Consider the following 16,941-nt stretch of genomic DNA (forward strand, 5'->3'; position numbering starts at 1 on the left):
CGATACGCTCAAGTTAAGTCTGATAAGTTAAAGAATTATAGAGTTATAGATATGAAGTACATTTTAGCCCTAGACACCTCAACAGAAGCTTGTTCTGCTGCTTTATTATTAAATGACAATGGGCAAACAACTGAATATGTTGAATTTGATGTATGTCCGCGAGAACATAACAAACGCATTTTAGCTATGACAGAGTCAGTGTTGCAGCAAGCCGACATTAATTTAGACGAGGTTGATTTAATTGCTTATGGCAAAGGCCCTGGTAGTTTTACTGGTGTACGTATTGCAACCGGTATAGTGCAGGGGTTAGCGCTTGGGGCCAACAAACCAGCATTAGGTGTATCAACTTTGGCGGCGATGGCACATGGTGTTTACCGCAGCCAGTTTGACTCAAGTGGTGAAGTATTTGTTGTACCTGCAATAGATGCACGCATGAATGAAGTTTATATGGCGGCCTATAAAATAACAGGTAAAGGCATAGTTGAAACCTTAGTTAATGAACAAGTGTGCCCTCCGGAAAATGCACTTGAACAATTAAATACACAACAAAAATGGTCGGCTATTGGCACTGGCTGGCAAACATATCAGCAAGAGCTATCTGCACAACTAGCTGTAGATATTTATAACCAACAGCCATTTCCAAGCGCATTAGATATTGCACTAATAGCGGCTGAAAAAGCAAAAACTCAAACATTAGAAAGTGCAGCTGATATATCACCTGTGTATGTTCGCGACCAAGTTACTTGGCAAAAAATGCCAGGTAAATAAACAGACAATTAGAATATTTAGGTATAACCCGTTTGTTGATTAAACAAATGGGTTATGAATATGTAACACACTCTATTTTCTGATTCTAAATTAATGCCTTCAATAGACTGTTTTTATTGCTATTTTTCTTTATAGCTAATTGTCAGTCATGTATAACCCTTCAAGACGTAAGCTTAATATATTGCAAGTTTATTAACTTGTTACCCCTCAAAAAGTTAGCTAATACTTAAGTAATTCAATGCGCAAGGACTAAGGATTATGGCTAGAATACTTTTGGTTGAAGATGAATTAATCGCTCGCGAGCTAATTAAGGAAACACTCAAAACAGATAAAAGCATTAGGCTAGATACTTGCGAAACAGTGCAAAAAGCGCAGTTTTTACTTTCGCATAATCAATACGATCTTGTTTTGTTAGATATCAGTTTGCCAGATGGCTCTGGTGTAACCATTTTAGAACTCATTAGAAGCAGAGAAACCGCGATTAGTTTACCTGTAGTTATGGTAAGTGCGCATAGAGCGAATAGACAGATTGTTTCTTGCCTGCGTTTAGGCGCTAACGACTACATAACTAAACCGATAGATGTGCAAATTTTATTAGCTAGAGTGCAAAACTTACTGTTAATCAAAAAACTTGATACAGATAGACGCAAGGCAAACGAACGTTTTAGCTTAGCCGCTATGGGCGCAAACGACGGTTTATGGGACTGGTTAATTAGTTCTGATGAAGCTTTTTTCTCGGCGCGATGGAAAAAAATGCTGGGTTTTGAAGAGCAAGATTTCCCCAATAAATTTGAAGCTTTTGTTGCACGTATTCACCCTAACGATTGTTACGAATTTAATCGCTGTTTACGCCATCACTTAGAAGGAATATCTGAACATTTCGCCCAAGAGTGTCGTTTACAGCATGCCGATGGTACATATCGTTGGATGATGATCCGTGGCGCGGCCATACGGCATAAAAATGGTAAAGCTTATCGTATGGCAGGTTCTATGACAGATTTTACCAACCGGAAAATTATCGACCCGATTGCCGATGTGCTCAATCGTTCGGCATTTATCGATAGAATGGAATTATTGCTCAAAGCGTTAGAAGAAGAGCAAATTAAGAATTTTAATGTCATTGTAATTTCGTTAAACAGATACAAGCTCATTCGTGACTGTTATGGGCATCACTTTTGTGACAGGTTGATTTATGAAGTTGCGAGTATCTTGTCGGCGATAGTGCCACCACAAGAAAGTTTAGCTAGGGTAGATGATGAAAAATTTGCACTAACGGTACAAAATACTGGCAGTGTAGATACTTGTGTCGACATTATTGAGCAAAGAATAAACCCCGCACTGAAGATCCCGTTAGTGATTGACGACAAAGAAATTCATTTAACCTTTTCCAGCGCAATTGTTGCGGAAACTCAAAGTTATATAAACGCAGCAGATATACTGCGCGATGCAGATATCGCCTTAAATGATGCTTGGTTGCTACGCAATCAACAAATCGCAATTTTCCAACCTAAGCTGCAAGCGACGTTAAAAGACAAAGCGCAATTAGAAGAAGATTTGCACAAAGCGATAGAGCTCGCCGCTTTTGAAGTGTATTACCAAGCAAAAGTAGATACACAAGGACAAATTGTCGGTGCTGAAGCTCTGGTGCGTTGGCCGCATCCGACTAGAGGTTTAGTCTCACCAGCTGATTTTATTCCGATAGCAGAAGAGACTGGACTTATTATTGAGATTGGCAAAATTGTATTAACCAAAGTCTGTCATCAATTGCAAAAATGGTACAAACAAGGCACTAAAATACCTGTAGCGGTCAATTTGTCCGCGCGGCAATTGATAGAACAATACCTGCAAGACGATATTTTAAATTTATTACATCAATGCCAAATACCAAACGAGTTGTTGGAATTAGAAGTGACAGAAACACTGTTATTAGAAAATCTTGATTCAGCATTGCCTGTGCTGAATGCGTTTCACCGTAACGGCATTAAAGTTTCAATTGATGATTTTGGCACAGGGTATTCATCGTTAGCTTATTTAAAATCGTTACCTTTGAATACGTTAAAGATAGATATGTCGTTTATTAAAGAGTTACCCAATAACGAAAATGATTGTGCAATCGTAGAAGCCATTGCTTATATAGCTAAAGCACTGGGTTTATCGACCATAGCTGAAGGGGTAGAAACCAAAGCTCAGCTCAATTATTTACAGAGTTTAAAAATTAATTGTTATCAAGGTTATTATTTTTATAAACCTTTGCCAGCAAAAGAATTTGAACAAGCAATGTTACAACAGATAACACATGATTATATCGACTAAGCTGTTATACTTAATTTAATTGGGTAGTTATGGTTGATTTTATATTATGTTTATATTTAACAAACGCTTAGCGCTAGCTTTATCTTGTGTCAGTTTTGTTTTGGGTTTATCTGCTTGCAGTACTGTGCCAAAAAACTTGCAAGTAGCGGATGGTGTTAACTTGGTTAGTTTCGATAACGCCAGTAAACAAGGCAATGAATTAGTTGGTGAACAAGCGCGTTGGGGCGGAGTCATTGTTGCTGTGAAAAATCTCCAACAACAAACCATGCTCGAACTTGTTCATTACGAAGCATATAGCAGCAGTAAACCTAAAGTTACTGATGAATCCAAAGGTCGATTCCGCGTTTATGTAAAACAGTTTTTAGAACCGGGTATTTTTAAATCTGGCCGTATGGTGAGCGCTTTAGGCACAGTAGCGACACCTGAACAAGGCAAGGTTGGTGAATACGAGATAAGCTATCCTGTGCTAAATAATGCTGAAGTGCATATTTGGCCTGAGGCTAAAGAGATAGATAGCCGAGCTGATTTATGGGCAGATCCATTCTGGCCATATTCTAGCCGTTGGTATTGGCGCAGATATCATTATTTACACCCATATTACATACCGACGGATAACAAAAAACGTCCATCCAAGAAAAAAGCGTCGACTCGCGAATAAAAATTAAGGCTTAACAATGTCGGCTCAGCTTATTCAACAGACTTGCCTATTAAACCACGGCAAGTCTATTTGTTATTTAAGTAATTTCGATTTAGATAATATTAATCCAAATATACCGACTATTGTCTGTATTCACGGTTGGTTAGATAACGCTGAAAGCTTTGTGCCAATGAGTGAGTTTTTCAGCGAATATCAGCTCATTGTCCTAGAGTTGATTGGTCACGGTCATAGCGACCATAGAAGTTTAGACGCACATTATCATTTAATTGATTGGGTGTACGATCTAAAACTATTTTGCCAACAACTAAATTTGCCAGCATTTTATTTAGTTGGGCATTCGTTAGGTGGTGCGGTTTCAACTATTTTTGCTGCGAGTGAATGTGAGTTTGTCAAAACACTGATTTTGTTAGAGTCGCCAGGTGCATTTACTCAACCAGAGCATGAATTGGCAACTAATATTCACCTTGCTTTTGAAAGCCGCTTAAAAATGGCAGAAAAACGCAACAAATCATCCGTCAAAAAGCCATTGAACTTAATTCCGTCGTTAGTGCAAATGCGAGTTGAAAAAAATCAGTTAGATGTAGATTTTGCGCAAGCATTAATTGAACGAAATTTATATCTTGAACACAATTGTTTTAGTTGGCGCAGTGATCCTCGGCTGCAAACTCTGTCGCCTATTCGCTTAACCCCAACTCAAGCAAAAGAACTATTAAGTAGTATCAGTTGCCCAATTCACATTTGTTTGGCCGACAAGGGGTATACTGTTATCCGCCAAACGGTTGAACAATATGTTGAATTTGCAAAAAAGGCTTATGTAAAAAATTTCTCAGGATCACATCATTTTCATATGCCACAAGCTCAAGCAGTTGCTGAATATATAAAAACACAAGTCATAAAGGTAATGGAGCGCTAAATGGAACCCCAAATTTTAATTAAAATAGCCAATACACAAATGCCATTTGGCAAATACAAAGGAATTGATTTGATAAACATTCCAGAAGAATATTTTTTGTGGTTTCAAAACAAGGGATTTCCGCCAGGAGAGTTGGGCGAATTGATGGCCATGACTATGGTGATAAAAATGGAAAACTTATCTCATTTAATCAAACCGTTAAAACGCTAATTAGTCTACACAAATGTGCTAAAATTCCGCTTCAAATTTTTACTGGGTTTTGAGGATTGTTTATGGCGGGTTGGCAGTTTTGGGTAGATCGTGGTGGTACATTTACAGATATAGTTGCTGTTAAACTAGATGGCACTTTGATAACCCATAAACTTTTATCCGAAAATCCAGAACGTTATGCAAACTCAGCGGTGCAAGGGATTCGTGATTTACTTGAGTTAAGTTACGAACAAGCCATTCCGAATGAAATTATCGACAGTGTTAAAGTAGGCACAACAGTCGCTACCAATGCGCTACTTGAGCGCAAAGGTGAAAAAACAGCCTTAGTGACAACTAAAGGTTTTAAAGATAGTTTAAAAATTGCTTATCAACATCGCCCAGATATTTTTGCTCAACAAATTATATTGCCGGATACTTTGTTTTCCGCTGCATTTGAAATAGCTGAACGCATTGATGTGCAGGGAAATATAGAGCAATCGTTAAATCTTGAACAAGCTCGTCAACTATTCAATCAGATAAAACAACGAGGTTTCGATGCAATTGCGATTGTGCTAATGCACAGTTGGATCAATCCTCAGCATGAACAAGCGCTAGAATTGTTGGCTAAAGAAGCCGGTTTTACACAAATTTCGCTTTCACACAAAGCCAGTCAAACCATTAAACTTATTCCACGCGGCGATACCTGCGTTGCTGATGCTTATTTAACGCCAGTCATGCAAAACTATGTTAATCAAATTGCCGAAGCGTTACAGGGTGTTGATTTATATTTTATGCAATCAAATGGCGCTTTGACTCAGGCCGATTTGTTTAAAGGTAAAGACGCAATTTTATCTGGTCCAGCTGGTGGTATTGTTGGAGCAGTTAAAACCGCAAAACAAAGCGGTTTTAATAAAATTATTGGTTTCGATATGGGCGGTACTTCAACAGACGTTTCGCATTATGCCGATAGGTATGAGTTTAGCTATTGCACAGAAGTTGCCGGTGTACGTTTGGCGACCCCAATGTTAAATATACATACAGTAGCAGCCGGTGGGGGGTCTGTTTGCCAATACGCAGACGGGCGTTTTCAAGTTGGACCTGAATCAGCAGGCTCTAACCCTGGGCCAGCCTGTTATCGCAAAGGTGGACCACTGACAGTCACTGATTGTAATTTAGTATTAGGGAAATTAAATGCGGAGTTATTTCCTGCGGTATTTGGTATTAATGGTGATTTACCCTTAGATAAACAAGCAGCCATCAACAAACTTGCGCAGGTGCAGCAGGCTTTACAAATTGACAATATAAACTTGTCGTTAGTTGAAATTGCACAAGGTTTTATTGAAGTCGCAGTTGATAATATGGCGCACGCAGTTCGGCATATTTCCACCAAAAGAGGCTACGACTTAACCGAATATGCGTTAAGTTGTTTTGGTGGTGCAGGTGGGCAACATGCTTGTTTGATGGCTCAAGCGTTAGGCATGAATAAAGTGATTATTCATCCGTATGCCGGTGTTTTATCTGCGTTTGGTATTGGTTTGTCTGACCAAGGCATTGGTGCTGAGTTTAGTGCACAGCAAGACTTGTCTGAATCAAATTTAATTACACTGGCTACGCAAATCCAAGCTAAACAGGCGCAATTTATTCAACAAATAAAACAACAAACAGCGGCTAAAAATATTGCCGATGATAGTTTTGTCACTAAAGCTAAATTATTAGTTAAGTACCAAGGCGCAGAAGTTAGATTTGAAGTTGATTACGCCAACAATATACAAATCATCCAAGACAAATTTGCAGAGCAACACCAAAACCAATTTGGTTATGTGCAGCCCAATACTGGCATTTTGATTGATGCTTATGTCGTGGAAGTACACTTACAATCGCAAGTTGATTTAAATAACACTGAAATTCAAGTTGAGCCTCTGTTAAATCAAGTTCAGTTATCTGAATCTGCTGAATTTAACGTTTATCAAAGAGATAAACTTAACACAGCACAGGTTATTCAAGGGCCAGCGTTAATTGTTGAAAAAACGGGTTGTAATGTGGTTGAAGACGGATGGCAGGCTAAACAACTCGCAGATAAATCATTGTTGTTAGAGATGGTAGCCCCAGAAAGTGCTGAGTTCACCCAACAGCAAATTGTTGACACTCAAATTGAAATTAGCCCGATTAAACTCGAAATTTATAACAACTTATTTATGTCGTTTGCTGAGCAAATGGGTGAAGTGCTGGCAAGAACTGCTCATTCGGTGAATATTAGAGAAAGGCTAGATTTCTCGTGTGCTATTTTTAATCAGAAGGGTGAACTTATTGCTAACGCGCCGCATGTACCTGTGCATTTAGGCTCTATGTCACATAGTGTGTTAAGTGTTATTGAACAGCACAAGCATACAATGCAAGCAGGTGACAGTTATTTAATTAATTCACCATTTTTAGGTGGTACTCATTTACCTGATTTAACTTTAGTCACACCGATATTTTATCAATCAACTAATCCTGTTTTATATGTTGCCTCACGTGCACATCATGCAGATGTTGGTGGCATTACCCCAGGTTCAATGCCCGCAGACAGCAATCATATTCAACAAGAAGGTTTGTTGTTTGATGGTTTAAAAATCGCTGAACAGGGCAAATTATTAGTTGATCATGTAAAGCAAGCTTTTGCCCAAGGCGAATATCCGGCACGTAATATTAAACAAAATATTGCCGATTTATCCGCTCAGTTAGCTGCGAATAAAGTCGGTGAAAAAGCCTTAATTGAGTTTGTGGAACAGCAAGGTTTAGTTGCTTGTAATCAAATTTTAAATGCAATTTTAGCCAACGGTGAGTTAGCTGTTCGAAACGCGCTGCAAAGTCTGAATTCACGAACTGCACAATTAACCATGGATTGTGGAGCGACTATTTGTGTTGATATTAAAATATCTGGAGATAGTGCAATTATTGACTTTAGTGGTACAAGCGAACAACAAAATTCGAATTTTAATGCGCCGCGCTCTATTACAGATGCTGCTGTTATTTACGTATTTAGATGTTTAGTTGAAAATGCCATTCCGTTAAATGCTGGCTGTATGCGACCGTTAACAGTTGTAGTACCGGAAAAGTCAATGTTGAACCCTGAATATCCCGCTGCTGTGGTTGCTGGTAATGTTGAGGTTTCACAAGCTGTCGTATCAAGTTTGTTTTTAGCGTTAGGCAAACAAGCATGTTCTCAAACCACTATGAATAATCTGTCATTTGGCAATGCTGAATATCAGTACTATGAAACTTTAGCCGGCGGTACAGGTGCGGGTATTACGCCTCAAGGTGTTGTTTATGCTGGGCAAGACGCTGTACATAGCCATATGACTAATTCACGTTTAACCGATCCTGAAATACTCGAACAAAGATATCCAGTTAAATTGAGGCAATTTGCTATTCGAGCAAACTCGGGTGGCAAAGGGCAGTTTAATGGTGGTAACGGTTTAATTCGTTCAATCGAATTTTTACAGCCTATGCAAATTAATATATTGGCAAATTCAAGGTTGCATGCGCCACAAGGCTTGGCAGGCGGAAGTAATGGATTAGTGGGGTGTAACTATTTAACTAGGTTAGATACCCAAGATAAAGTCGAACTAAGTTTTAATGCGAATGTAGCTGTTGATTCAGGCGATATTCTGACAATAGAAACCCCAGGAGGCGGTGGATTTGGCCAGCGGTAATTTTGTTTGTAAACAATTTGAGATTAGCCAACAACACAGTGCCATGAAAGTCGGCACGGATAGTTTGATTTTAGGCAGTTGGGCGCTAGTTGAGCCTTTGTCTGGTGCAATAGCTGATTCGCAATATAATGTGTTAGATATTGGCTGCGGCACCGGCTTATTAACTTTAATGCTGGCGCAAAAGTTTCAATCGTCAAATCAGGTTAAGTTCACAGCGGTAGAAATGGACCAAGGCGCTTGTATTGATGCTGAGTTGAATTTTAGCCAATGTAACTGGGCGGCTAATATCCAACTGGTGAAATCACCAATACAAGATTTACCCATGGATACAAAATATCAGCGCATAATTTGTAACCCACCTTATTTTGGCGCTGGGCAAACAATTCAACAAGGCCGAGCGCTTGCTCGTTTGCAAACAAATTTAGATTGGACGATTCTAGCAGCGCAAATTAGCCAACGTTTGGCGCTTGATGGTATTGCTGAGTTGGTATTCCCGTTTGCCGATTTAGCGCAGGTCAAAGCTATTTTTGCTGAAAATAATTTAACTTGTATTGCAGAATTACATATTTTCCCAAAATCGTCTGATGACGTTGCTAAGCGTGTATGCATTCGAGTTAAGTTAGCAGCCAGCTGCGGCTCAAACTTGCAGAAACCCGATATAGAAAAGTTAGTTATTTATGATGAACAGAGTAAATATACTGAGCAATATCGTGCTTTGTGTCGGGCTTATTATTTGAATTTTTAGTCGTTGAAGTTGCTTTAGCTGATGTGCTTAATGTGACGTTAAATCGAAAGAGCATAATTTTCACAAAACCGCTGTGAATACAATCCCTGTACGCTTCGCTTTTTCATCCATGAAAAAGAAATTTTGCTCTAAATTATTGCTCTCCCACTTTAACTCGATGATAGCGCTGCGAAATTCAATCAGTTATCTATCTTCGTGCACTTTTATTGATGTGCTGTCATTCCTAATACGCAATTAATAGTGAATCTCTGGATTCAAATGTCGCTTCAAAATTGTCGCTTTTTCTGGTGAACGAGTTAACTCATGGTAATTATAAATAACCAAACCATGTTTACTTAAAGCTAAGTTCTGTTTTAGTTCAGCCTCAAATTGACCATTTGAAATTTGGTTCTGTGCGCGCCAATGTGAAACCTGTAAACCATAAAAAACCGGTAAATGTGTTTCATCACTTATGGTTTGCATTAAAGCTGCTTTTTCTTCCATCCCCTGTGGCATTAAATGGGTAAAAGCTACAGGACACATAGCATCAAATAGCAGTGCCAATTCTGTTTTATTTTGCCCCGCAAGCAAAGTACTCGCCTGATTTAATACCTCATCAGACCAAGGTAAGGTATTTAAAACTAGTTTGCTATCTGGTGATAGCTCACGGATTAAACGGGTTAAATGTTGGGCTATATCAATAATTTTTTGGCTGCGCCAATTGGCGTAATCGACACTAAATTCACCAGCTTCAATTTGAGCTTGTGCCGCTTCTGTATAAAAGGGCGAAATACTAAAGTTTTGCAAACAGTTCGAACAGAAGCAGCCGTATTCTAAGTCGCTATTTTGAATTTGTTCAAATGCCTTGCCTTGCCAATTTATAAACTGACGCAAAAAATCTAAGCTAATAATTGCCGGCGAAATATCTTCTAAATAGTGGTGAATTTCATTTTCGAGATAGTTTTGATAAACCCTATCTGTTGGGCAGACAAAATGGCACCAATCTGTTTTAGCTGGTAACTTGCTATTGGTAATAGCTTGACGCTGTGGCTCTTGCTGCAAATACTCTGGGTTATTGAGTACAGATATATTCAGCCAGAGTGATAAATTATATTTGTCTAACAATGAGGGAAGTTCCGGCTCGTTGTATAACTCAGGTGATAGAATGAGTGTATTAGCGCCCCAATAGTTGGCGTTTTGGCAACATTCTTCTAAGTCTAAATTAGCATCAAGCGCGTAAAGTGCGATAGGCTTGCTCATAAATAGCGTCCTTTTTATTGTTCTTCAACAAGGTGATCGCAGATGCCTAAGATTAACTACTTTTTAACCCAAATAAAAGGGTAAATGTTTTCCTATGTAAATTATTTTTGCCATAGCAGAATAGTTTATGGCATAGGCTGTTGGCTTAATTGTGTATACATAATGGCTGATGGTCGTAAGGTATTTTCCGTGACCTTAATCCCGATAGATAAATACTTACCATGAATTGGGTTAGGGTATTCAATAAACATGTCACGGCTATTATGTGAGTAGTGTAAATGCAACACAGCGCCTTCTACAGGGATACCAAAACTAGATTCGTCTTGCGAAACGTCATATTCACCAAAACCAAATTGATTTTGCCAATCGTTACTGGCAATTTTGAAGCGTCCTCCAACATCATCTACTTGAGGTTTGCTAATATCAATATTTTTCAGCCAGTAGGTATTGGTTTGCTGATCATAAGTCATAATCGTTTGTTTATTATGTATCCAACCTAAATAAGAATTTGGCAGATATAAATCGTACCTAAGTTGATAACCTTGAGCCTGATAAAAGTCATTTAAGGTAAACACTTTGGGTCTGTGTTTATCTAATGTATAAAAACTATCGCACCCAAGCAGGCTAAAAATTAACGACAATAAAATCAGAGATTTTGTAATGTGACCCATGTTCAAAATGTGTTCCGATGTTAAAAACTAGCTACTAGTAGTTTGGGAATTATTGCCATTTATAGCAAGAAATTTGCTTTGCATACGAATGCATATTGCAACTAATCAAACTAGGTATATATTAAACAAATATTTAACAAATTTGCTTTCAATGAGTTAAATATACCTAAGTTTGATTATTTATGCATTGGGGGATTTCATGGGTAATCGTGTTTTATTGATTGAAGATGATCAAAATTTGGCTGCTACAGTAATGCATTATTTGGAGTTAAACCAAATTGATTGTGATCACTGTGGTAATGGCATTCATGGTGTAAATTTAGTCAGCCAGAACAGCTATGATGTTGTAGTGACTGACGTAAATATGCCAATGATGTCTGGATTGCAAATGTGTAATACCTTAAGAGAAGATGGAAAAGAAATTCCGATCTTAATGGTGTCAGCACTCGGCGATATTGACGATAAACTCGCAGGTTTTGATAGTGGAGCGGATGATTATTTAGTTAAACCATTCGAACTACGTGAATTACTCGCCAGAATAAAAGCCTTGTCTACTCGCAAAAGCGGTATGGTTAAATGCCTTAATATTGAAGACTTGGGCTTGAATTTAGACTTAAAGAATAAAACAGCGAGAAGAGACGGTGAAGTATTACGCTTAACGCCTTCTGGTTGGTCAATTTTGCAATCGTTAGCCAAGGCATACCCAAATGCGGTCAGTAAACAAGATTTGGAATACGCAGTTTGGGGCGAAGATGTTCCGGATAGTAGTGCACTAAAGGTGCATATTCATAGATTGCGCCAAAGTTTAGATAAAACTTACTCGGTGCCGCTGCTACATATAGTTCATGGATTTGGATTTGAATTAAAGAAAAAACTGCATGACTAAATGATTAAAAACACAGCTCTACAAATACGTAGCACATTGGTCGGAACCGCTTTTATAGCGGTTTTTGTGCTGTTCTATGTGATCTATGTGGCCGCGCAGTTTCATATTGAGCATGCAACTCAACAAAGTCATTTTCTTGTTGATTATACCGAGCGGGCAATCTCTCGAATTAAAACCAATCCAGATAAATATTTAACCGCACCTCATTACCCAATTGGAAGTGACGAGCTTCAACTCGTCACTTCGTATGAAAGTTTAAAAAGTAGTATTCCTAGTGTAGCGAAACAAGCTGAACTTAAAGTAAACAAAATAAATATAGCAGTATCAAGTTTCCGCGGAGTGTTTTCAGTTGCTGAGCTTATCTTGATTTACCCAATCCAATTTAAGCAACATACCCTCTATACCTATTATCGAGTGACGAGCCAGAATCAATCACAATTAGATGCTAGGTTGGCCGGTAGAATGCAACCCGCTGTTTTTATTGCTGTTGTGATTATTGCCATTATCTTCATGGTTCAGCTGTATTACATTAATCATGTAAATTTAACCGTTAGGCAATTAGCTAATTGGGCTGATAATTTGTCAGCTTCAAAAAAAGTTGATCCACCCAAACTAAAAGTTGATGGGTTAACTTCGTTGGCTTATACAGTGAATAACAGCATCAATAAATTCACTGAGTTGTTAGAAAAAGAACATTCGTTTGCTCGTTTTACCAGCCATGAATTGCGCACTCAAGTTGCTGTATTATCAACTAATATGGAGATACTCGAAGCTATGATGCGTAACTTATCCCCCGACGAAAGACGGGTATTGCAACGCATGGAAATTGCTGTCGCAGATATGAAATATCAAATTGAAGCCTTGTTATGGATAAGTCGAGAAGGACAAAATGACACAGGTTTTACTATGTGCGATCCGGCGAAAATGTTAGATAAGTCGATAGAAGACAACCAAAGCATTATCAAAGGTAAAAGCGTACGAGTGATAGTTAGCGGCGATGCACTCAGTGTTTATACCCACCCAACATTGTTACAAATTGTTTTAAATAACCTAGTGCGCAACGCTTTTCAAAACACTTTACAAGGTTTAGTACATATAGCAGTTATGCGTAACGGTATTACTATTTTGAACCAAAATACGGTTGAAAATAAGTTTGTCCAACAAAATAAAGAACCTGGCTTTGGCATTGGTTTGGTATTAATTGAAAAAATAGTTAATAAAATAAACCTTAGCTACAAGGTTGAAACCCTCGAAAATGGCCGCTCGGTCACCCTGACATTTGCAGAACAAGATATCAAACAAACAACCGAAGCATCAAACGTAGTTGAACTACGCGAACAACACAAAGGTTAATTTACCTCGACTCTATTTGGTTATGTAGAATTGTCTGACAATCATTGTCGTGTACTTTGTATTGATAAACTAATTTCGTTATTGATTATTTTAATAAATTCAAAACTTGTGGTTATTTCATCGTCTAACACCTCTAAACCTCTATAAACTCTCGCTTTGATACCGATTGTCTTACAATAAACCCATCTAAAAATACAAAATAATTAACCTGTGTTTTACAAATTTATTGATTATTGCATATTTGTATGTGAGTATTGTATTACACCTGTTATTTTGGTGTTAAACAAAATCATACACATGGTCTAACCAACATAAGATATGTAACAAGGGGTTATACAAATGCAATTTAAATTATCAAAAGTTGCTTGTTCAGTTATTTCCGCAGGTGCATTAAGCATGGTTGCTAATGCATACGCAGCACAAGAAACTGAAGATACTGAAGTCATTCAGGTTCAAGGTATTCGAGCGTCATTAACCAGTGCGTTAAATCAAAAGCGTGATTCGAACGCTTTAATTGAAGTTATTCAGTCGGAAGATATTGGTAAATTGCCCGATCAAAATCTAGCAGAAGTATTAGAAAATATAACAGGGATTCAAATTACTCGTACTGCAGGTGTTGGTACGGGTGTACAAATTCGTGGTAATACCCACAATGTGGTGCAAGTTAATGGTATGCAGACAGTTGGTACAGGTGATGGCCGTACCGGTATGAAGTTTGAAGATTTGGCTGCTGGCATTATTGCTGGTGTTGAGGTCGTTAAAGCACCTACAGCTAAACACACAGAGGGCTCTTTAGGTGGTACAGTTAATCTTAAGACAATTCGTCCGCTACAATTATCTGATACTTTAGCGACTGTACGTGTTCAAGGTGAAGACAGTAGTTTAACAACTGACGGTATCATGCCGCGTATTTCTGGTGCTTTTGGTAACAATTGGGAAAGTAGCCAGGGTCGTTTTGGTTTTGTTGTTAGTGCAAGCTACTCAAAACAAGAAGCAACGTCGTTCCGCCCACGCGTTGACCGTGACGGTGGTTTAGTCGCGAATAAAAATGCTCAAGTTGCAAACGAATGGGAAACTGTAACTGATGCAAATGGTAATGAGAGTAAAGTTGCGACAGGCTGGCAAGATCCTGCAACTGACCGACCAGCAGCTCAAGACTTTGATTTTGTCGGTATACAGTTTTTAAATCAAGAAACCGAAAACTTTGAATACGATACCAAAAATGTTGCGGCGTCTTTTGAGTTTGCACCAAACGATGACCTCAAATTTTTCTTCGATACTGTATTAACTCGCCAGGAAGTTCGTCAAGAAAGCACCCGAGTACAAGCTTCGGGCGTAAGTGTTTTACTTAACCAAAGCGTACCATCGGCTTTTGAAACAGTTAATTTTGGTAAGCTTGGTGGAATTGAACTTGGCAGTATTCAAGTTGCGACTAAAGGGGTAATTGAACCTGATTTAGCGAAAGACGACGATGATCCTAACTTGCGTTTTAACAGTGATACTGGCGCACGTGTAACAGATACAGATCTATTCAGATTAGGTGGGCAGTGGCAGCTTACGAGTAATTTTAAAGTTACAGCTGAAATATCAAGTGCTAGCTCAAAAACTACAACACCTAAATTAGATACACAATTGAATTTTATAAACCCTAATCCTAACACACCAGTTGATAAATTAGACGCTAATGGGAACTATACTAAGGATAGTAGTAATGATAATGCAGTACCATTTGCATACGATCTGACTGGCGATAAATTAAGTTGGGGTATTAACTTTGATTCAGCTTTTGCACCGACAGTAGAACAACTACTAGACCCTGCAAATGTCGTTCTAGACCAAGTTGATTATAGTTTGGGATATACAAAAAATTCAGACGATGCATTCCGTGTTGATACAACCTACTATTTAGACAGTGGTTTTGTCAGCTCTATTGAAGCTGGTCTGCGTTATAACATTGCTAAACATGAATCAGTTGGCTTATCAGATCGTGTCGGCGGATTTAGCAAGATGATGGATAGTCCAAGTGGCGATTTATTTAGTGATATCTTGGTTGCTGGACCTGATAACTTTGGTGATGCAGATGGACGTGAGCTAGCAGTTCGCAATTATTTAATTGTTGATCCAGAGCTAGCATTTAACAGTCCTGAGCTTGTAATGGGTGAGTTGTATAGTGCGATGGAAACGCATAGAACAGAAATGGAAGAATTAGGGATTTCATTTTCAAACGATCTTGATTATTTAAATGCTGATTTTGAAACTGTCACAGGCTTCTCTGTAGAGGAAAAAACGACAGCGTTATATGCACAAGCAAATTTCTCATATGAGATGTTGAGAGGTAATTTTGGTGTTCGTCATGTTAAAAGTGATATAACTTCTACTGGTTATACGGAAATTGATGGTGAAACTGTTGCGTTAGTATTTAGCGACGACTATAGCTTTACTTTGCCAAGACTTAACTTAATTGCAGAAGTGACCGACGACCTAATAGTGCGTGCTGCATGGGGCAAAGATATTGCTCGTCCAGATTTTGGTAACATGGACACATCTACATCATTTGGTACCAACGAAAACGCGTCTGTTGCTATAGGTAATCCAGGCTTGTTGCCGCAAGAAGCTACGACGAAAGATATCTCTGTGGAGTGGTATTTTGCTGAAGCTGCTGTAGTAAGTTTAGGGTACTTTACAAAGGACATTAGTAATTTATGGGTAACTGGAACTGAAAGTGCACCAACCTTCCCAAATGGCAATGGCCAAGACTGGCGTGAAAATGATCCAAACTGTCCAAGTGGTGGTGTATACAATCCACTAGTACAACCTAATATTTTAGGTGACCCAAACACGGTTGGTTTGTGTGTGGACATAGAGACTTCATTAAATGACCCTGCAACAGTTACACAAACTGGTTTTGAAATGGCGTTCCAATATGATTTATCTGCCTTTGAAAGTGAGTTAGGTTGGGCATCAGGTTTTGGTATTCAAGCTAACTATACAATTCAAGAGTATAAAGGAGGTTCTGTTGAAAATGAATCTGCTACTCGTGGTACTGACATATTCAATGCAATTAACGGAGTATATGATCAAGAACAATTTACTAAAGTTACAGCTGTTCAAGGCCTGTTAGATTTCTCGGAAAATGCTTATAACCTTACCGCATATTATGAGAAAAATGGTTTGTCTGCTCGTGTCCGTTATACATGGCGTGAAGCTTTCCGTACCGATGATACTGCCGCAGGTGCATCGCGTAATTCAACTTTAGGTTTCCCTGTATACACTCACGATCGTGGTCAGGTTAACGCGAGTGTGTCTTACGATGTGAACGAAAACCTAAACCTAGGTATCGAAGCTGTAAACTTAACTAAATCTGAAATTCAACAATCTTGTGTTAATGAAGGTGCATTATTGTGTTTTCAAGGTTTAGCTGATCGTCGTATTACAGCGGGTGTAAGTTATAAGTTCTAATATTTAGCACTTGTTATTTGTATATCAGAAGTGGATTGCTTAGGTAATCCGC

General features: G+C 38.5%; 12 protein-coding genes. 10 read left to right on the forward strand and 2 right to left on the reverse strand.

Annotated elements, in window-relative coordinates:
• Nucleotides 1–51 precede the first annotated feature (51 nt).
• The 7 genes from tsaB (at nt 52) to ACMZOO_RS00450 (ending at nt 9,281) form a co-directional block, all read left to right on the forward strand.
• Nucleotides 52–768, forward strand: a complete 717-nt coding sequence (gene tsaB / locus ACMZOO_RS00420; RefSeq protein ID WP_440904699.1) for a tRNA (adenosine(37)-N6)-threonylcarbamoyltransferase complex dimerization subunit type 1 TsaB — start codon at nt 52–54, stop codon at nt 766–768.
• 258 nt (nt 769–1,026) lie between these two features.
• Nucleotides 1,027–3,081 carry an EAL domain-containing response regulator gene (locus ACMZOO_RS00425; RefSeq protein ID WP_440904701.1) on the forward strand — a complete coding sequence of 685 codons (2,055 nt, stop codon included), beginning with the start codon at nt 1,027–1,029 and terminating at the stop codon, nt 3,079–3,081.
• A 46-nt stretch (nt 3,082–3,127) separates the two neighbouring features.
• Nucleotides 3,128–3,739 carry a Slp family lipoprotein gene (locus ACMZOO_RS00430; protein WP_440904702.1) on the forward strand — a complete coding sequence of 204 codons (612 nt, stop codon included), beginning with the start codon at nt 3,128–3,130 and terminating at the stop codon, nt 3,737–3,739.
• A gap of 16 nt (nt 3,740–3,755) precedes the next feature.
• Nucleotides 3,756–4,652 (forward strand): alpha/beta fold hydrolase, encoded by an 897-nt coding sequence (locus ACMZOO_RS00435; RefSeq protein WP_440904703.1) that lies wholly within the window; start codon nt 3,756–3,758, stop codon nt 4,650–4,652.
• A complete protein-coding gene (locus ACMZOO_RS00440) occupies nt 4,653–4,862 on the forward strand; it encodes a DUF3820 family protein (protein ID WP_440904704.1) in 210 nt (69 codons plus the stop codon).
• Between the two features lie 62 nt (nt 4,863–4,924).
• Complete coding sequence (locus ACMZOO_RS00445; protein WP_440904705.1) at nt 4,925–8,536, forward strand: hydantoinase B/oxoprolinase family protein; 3,612 nt, start codon at nt 4,925–4,927, stop codon at nt 8,534–8,536.
• Nucleotides 8,523–9,281, forward strand: a complete 759-nt coding sequence (locus ACMZOO_RS00450; protein WP_440904707.1) for a tRNA1(Val) (adenine(37)-N6)-methyltransferase — start codon at nt 8,523–8,525, stop codon at nt 9,279–9,281. The genes ACMZOO_RS00445 and ACMZOO_RS00450 overlap by 14 nt, the downstream gene beginning before the upstream one ends.
• A 234-nt stretch (nt 9,282–9,515) precedes the next feature.
• Here the strand turns inward: ACMZOO_RS00450 and ACMZOO_RS00455 are convergent, their stop codons facing one another.
• Nucleotides 9,516–10,520 (reverse strand): hypothetical protein, encoded by a 1,005-nt coding sequence (locus ACMZOO_RS00455; protein ID WP_440904708.1) that lies wholly within the window; start codon nt 10,518–10,520, stop codon nt 9,516–9,518.
• Nucleotides 10,521–10,645: 125 nt separating this feature from the next.
• A complete protein-coding gene (locus ACMZOO_RS00460) occupies nt 10,646–11,191 on the reverse strand; it encodes a hypothetical protein (protein ID WP_440904709.1) in 546 nt (181 codons plus the stop codon).
• A gap of 199 nt (nt 11,192–11,390) precedes the next feature.
• On the opposite strand from ACMZOO_RS00460, the gene ACMZOO_RS00465 reads away from it, so the two are divergent.
• The 3 genes from ACMZOO_RS00465 (at nt 11,391) to ACMZOO_RS00475 (ending at nt 16,889) form a co-directional block, all read left to right on the forward strand.
• Nucleotides 11,391–12,077 carry a response regulator transcription factor gene (locus ACMZOO_RS00465; protein WP_440904711.1) on the forward strand — a complete coding sequence of 229 codons (687 nt, stop codon included), beginning with the start codon at nt 11,391–11,393 and terminating at the stop codon, nt 12,075–12,077.
• A gap of 87 nt (nt 12,078–12,164) precedes the next feature.
• On the forward strand, nt 12,165–13,430 hold the full coding sequence (locus tag ACMZOO_RS00470) for a sensor histidine kinase (protein ID WP_440904712.1): 1,266 nt from the start codon (nt 12,165–12,167) through the stop codon (nt 13,428–13,430).
• Nucleotides 13,431–13,769: 339 nt separating this feature from the next.
• Nucleotides 13,770–16,889 carry a TonB-dependent receptor gene (locus ACMZOO_RS00475; protein ID WP_440904714.1) on the forward strand — a complete coding sequence of 1,040 codons (3,120 nt, stop codon included), beginning with the start codon at nt 13,770–13,772 and terminating at the stop codon, nt 16,887–16,889.
• Nucleotides 16,890–16,941 lie beyond the last annotated feature (52 nt).

This window comes from Catenovulum sp. SX2, assembly GCF_052056295.1.
Taxonomy (GTDB): domain Bacteria; phylum Pseudomonadota; class Gammaproteobacteria; order Enterobacterales; family Alteromonadaceae; genus Catenovulum.

Excerpts from the sequence above, each read along its gene's own strand:
- ACMZOO_RS00435 (WP_440904703.1), top strand. The coding sequence starts at position 3,756 with ATGTCGGCTCAGCTTATTCAACAGACTTGCCTATTAAACCACGGCAAG.
- ACMZOO_RS00475 (WP_440904714.1), top strand. The coding sequence starts at position 13,770 with ATGCAATTTAAATTATCAAAAGTTGCTTGTTCAGTTATTTCCGCAGGT.
- ACMZOO_RS00465 (WP_440904711.1), top strand. The coding sequence starts at position 11,391 with ATGGGTAATCGTGTTTTATTGATTGAAGATGATCAAAATTTGGCTGCT.
- ACMZOO_RS00425 (WP_440904701.1), top strand. The coding sequence starts at position 1,027 with ATGGCTAGAATACTTTTGGTTGAAGATGAATTAATCGCTCGCGAGCTA.
- ACMZOO_RS00430 (WP_440904702.1), top strand. The coding sequence starts at position 3,128 with ATGTTTATATTTAACAAACGCTTAGCGCTAGCTTTATCTTGTGTCAGT.
- ACMZOO_RS00455 (WP_440904708.1), bottom strand. The coding sequence starts at position 10,520 with ATGAGCAAGCCTATCGCACTTTACGCGCTTGATGCTAATTTAGACTTA.
- ACMZOO_RS00440 (WP_440904704.1), top strand. The coding sequence starts at position 4,653 with ATGGAACCCCAAATTTTAATTAAAATAGCCAATACACAAATGCCATTT.
- ACMZOO_RS00460 (WP_440904709.1), bottom strand. The coding sequence starts at position 11,191 with ATGGGTCACATTACAAAATCTCTGATTTTATTGTCGTTAATTTTTAGC.
- tsaB (WP_440904699.1), top strand. The coding sequence starts at position 52 with ATGAAGTACATTTTAGCCCTAGACACCTCAACAGAAGCTTGTTCTGCT.
- ACMZOO_RS00445 (WP_440904705.1), top strand. The coding sequence starts at position 4,925 with ATGGCGGGTTGGCAGTTTTGGGTAGATCGTGGTGGTACATTTACAGAT.